Source organism: Delftia sp. K82 (assembly GCF_002193035.1).
Taxonomy (GTDB): Bacteria; Pseudomonadota; Gammaproteobacteria; order Burkholderiales; family Burkholderiaceae_C; genus Comamonas; species Comamonas acidovorans.
In genome coordinates, this window is record NZ_MYFL01000003.1 from 565,125 (window position 1) to 567,817 (window position 2,693).

Sequence of the window (2,693 nt, forward strand, 5' to 3'; positions counted from 1 at the left end):
TGCCCTTGCCGTATTTCTCCTGTGCCGTGCGGATGGCCTCCACCTGCAACATGGAGATCACCATGCCGCGCGTGTGGGCCATGGCGCCCAGTTCCTTGGCGTCGGTGGCCGTGCCCTGGCCCTTGTCGTAGACCATGGACTTGACCTCGTCGTGCACCTTGTCGTGCTCGGCCGTGTTGTGGATGGTCACGGTGTTGTAGCCCTTGGCGCCGGCGCCGATGTCCTTCACGTCATGGTCCGAGCCGGCCCACCAGATGGCGTACATCTTCTCGCGCGGGTAGCCGGTGGCCTGCGCCTCGCGCACGGCCGTGGGCGTCATCACGCCGGCCGACCACAGCAGCACGTAGTCGGGGCGCTGCTGGCGGATCTGCAGCCAGGTGGACTTCTGCTCCACGCCGGGCGCCGTCACGGGCAGCAGGGTCAGGTCGAAGCCTTCCTTGGCAGCGCGCTTTTGCAGCAGCGGAATGGGTTCCTTGCCGTAGGGCGAGTCGTGGTAGACCAGGGCGATCTTCTTGCCCTTGAGGCTGCCCTTTTCCTTCTTGAGGATGTCCTGGATGATGGAATCGGCCGCTGTCCAGTAGTTGCCCAGCAGCGGGAAGTTCCACTCGAAGACCTTGCCGTCGGCCGACTGCGACAGGCCATAGCCCGTGGTGATGATGGGCATCTTGTCGCCGGGCGCCTTGTCCGTCACGGCGAACGTGATGCCGGTGGACTGCGGATCGAAACCGGCAGCGCCGCCGCCCTTGCCCTTCAGGCGCTCATAGCACTCCACGCCCTTGGCGGTGTCGTAGGCCGTCTCGCATTCCTCGTAGGCGATCTTCACGCCATTGATGCCGCCCTTGGCGTTGACCAGCTTGATGTAGTCCTGCTTGCCATCGGCCCATGGAATGCCCAGCGGCGCGAACTGGCCCGTGCGGTAGACCAGCAGCGGCACGAACTGGTCCTGGGCCTGTGCGGCAGGGGCGGCCACGAGAGCGCCGATTCCAGCAGCGACCGTGGCGGCGGCGATGGCGACTTTCTTGAACATCATGACGTTGTCTCCTAGTTGGCTGGGGAAGATTCCCCGGTTATCCGGCACTCTGTGGCGCCCTGTCTCGATACAGATCAACTCAATGCGGGAAGGGCCAGACGCGCAGCTTCTGGCGGGCCGTGGCCCACAACTTGGCGAGTCCATGCGGCTCCACGATCAGGAAGAACACGATCAGCGCACCGAAGATCATGTGCTCCAGGTAGGTCGCCGTGGCCGTGGACAGCGGCAGGCCCATCCAGTGCGGCACCTGGGTGAGCAGCAGCGGCAGCAGCACGAAGAAGGCCGCGCCGAAGATGCTTCCCACCACCGAGCCCAGTCCGCCGATGATGATCATGAACAGCAGCTGCAGCGAGCGGTCCAGGCTGAAGGCCGCGGGCTCCCAGGCGCCCAGGTGAACGAAGCCCCACAGCGCGCCGGCCACGCCGACGATGAAGCTGCTCACGGCAAAGGCGCTGAGCTTGGCGTAGGTCGGGCGGATGCCGATCACGCTGGCGGCCACGTCCATGTCGCGCATGGCCATCCACTCGCGGCCGATGGCGCCGCGCACCAGGTTCTTGGCGGCCAGGCCCAGCACGCACAGGATGCCCAGGCACAGCAGGTACTTCTCCATGGGCGTGTCGATCTTCCAGCCCATGATGGACAGCGGGCCTGCGCTTACCGAGCCCGAGGAGGAGTTGTTCGTCACCCAGGCCGCGCGGCTGGCCAGCCAGTCCACGAAGAACTGGGCGGCCAGCGTGGCCACGGCCAGGTACAGGCCCCGGATGCGCAGGCTGGGCAGGCCGAAGATCACGCCGAAGACCATGGCCAGCACGCCGCCGCCGATCAGGGCCACCAGCAGCGGCATGCCCTCGAAGCGCACCTGCAGGTTGTAGGCCGCGTAGGCGCCCACGGCCATGAAGGCGCCGGTGCCCAGAGAGATCTGGCCGCAGTAGCCGACCAGGATGTTCAGCCCCAGCGCCGCCAGCGACATGATCAGGAAGGGGATCAGCACGGCCTGGAAGGTGTAGTCGCTGACGCTGAAGGGAATCACCAGGAAGGCGACGGCCAGCAGCGCCACGATGGCCCAGCGGTCCTGGGCGACGCCGAAGATCTGCTGGTCGGATGCGTAGGTCGTCTTGAATTGACCGTTCTCACGATAAAACATGGTGCAAGTTCTCCGTATACGGTCTCAGACGCGGTCGATGATCTTGTCGCCGAACAGCCCCTGGGGCCGCACGAGCAGGAAGCACAGGGCAAGGCCGTAGGCGAACCAGGTCTCGATGCCGCCGCCGACCATGGGGCCCAGGTAGACCTCGGAGAGCTTCTCGCCCACGCCGATGATCAGGCCGCCGATGATGGCGCCGGGCAGCGAGGTCAGGCCGCCCAGGATCACCACGGGCAGGGCCTTGAGCGCCACCAGCGACAGCGAGTACTGCACGCCCAGCTTGGAGCCCCAGATGATGCCCACCACCAGGGCCACGCCGCCGGCCACCGACCAGACGATGACCCAGATGCGCGACAGCGGAATGCCGATGGACTGGGCCGCCTGGTGGTCGTCGGCCACGGCGCGCAGCGCGCGGCCGGTCTTGGTCTTCTGGAAGAACACGCTGAGCGCGGCCACCAGCAGCGCGGCGATGCAGGCCGCATACAGGTCTTCCTGGCTCAGCAGCACGCCGCCCTCGAA

The 2,693-nt window shown here is 66.4% G+C and carries 3 protein-coding genes; all 3 read right to left on the reverse strand.

Annotation, left to right across the window (positions count from 1 at the left end):
- On the reverse strand, positions 1-1,030 hold a 1,030-nt coding region (locus KDK82_RS19430; RefSeq protein WP_088165952.1), incomplete at its 3' end, for an ABC transporter substrate-binding protein.
- A 79-nt stretch (positions 1,031-1,109) separates the two neighbouring features.
- Positions 1,110-2,174, reverse strand: coding sequence for a branched-chain amino acid ABC transporter permease (locus KDK82_RS19435; RefSeq protein WP_012203087.1), 1,065 nt, complete (start codon positions 2,172-2,174; stop codon positions 1,110-1,112).
- Between the two features lie 24 nt (positions 2,175-2,198).
- The coding region (locus KDK82_RS33240; protein ID WP_256974515.1) for a branched-chain amino acid ABC transporter permease at positions 2,199-2,693 on the reverse strand (495 nt) is incomplete at its 5' end.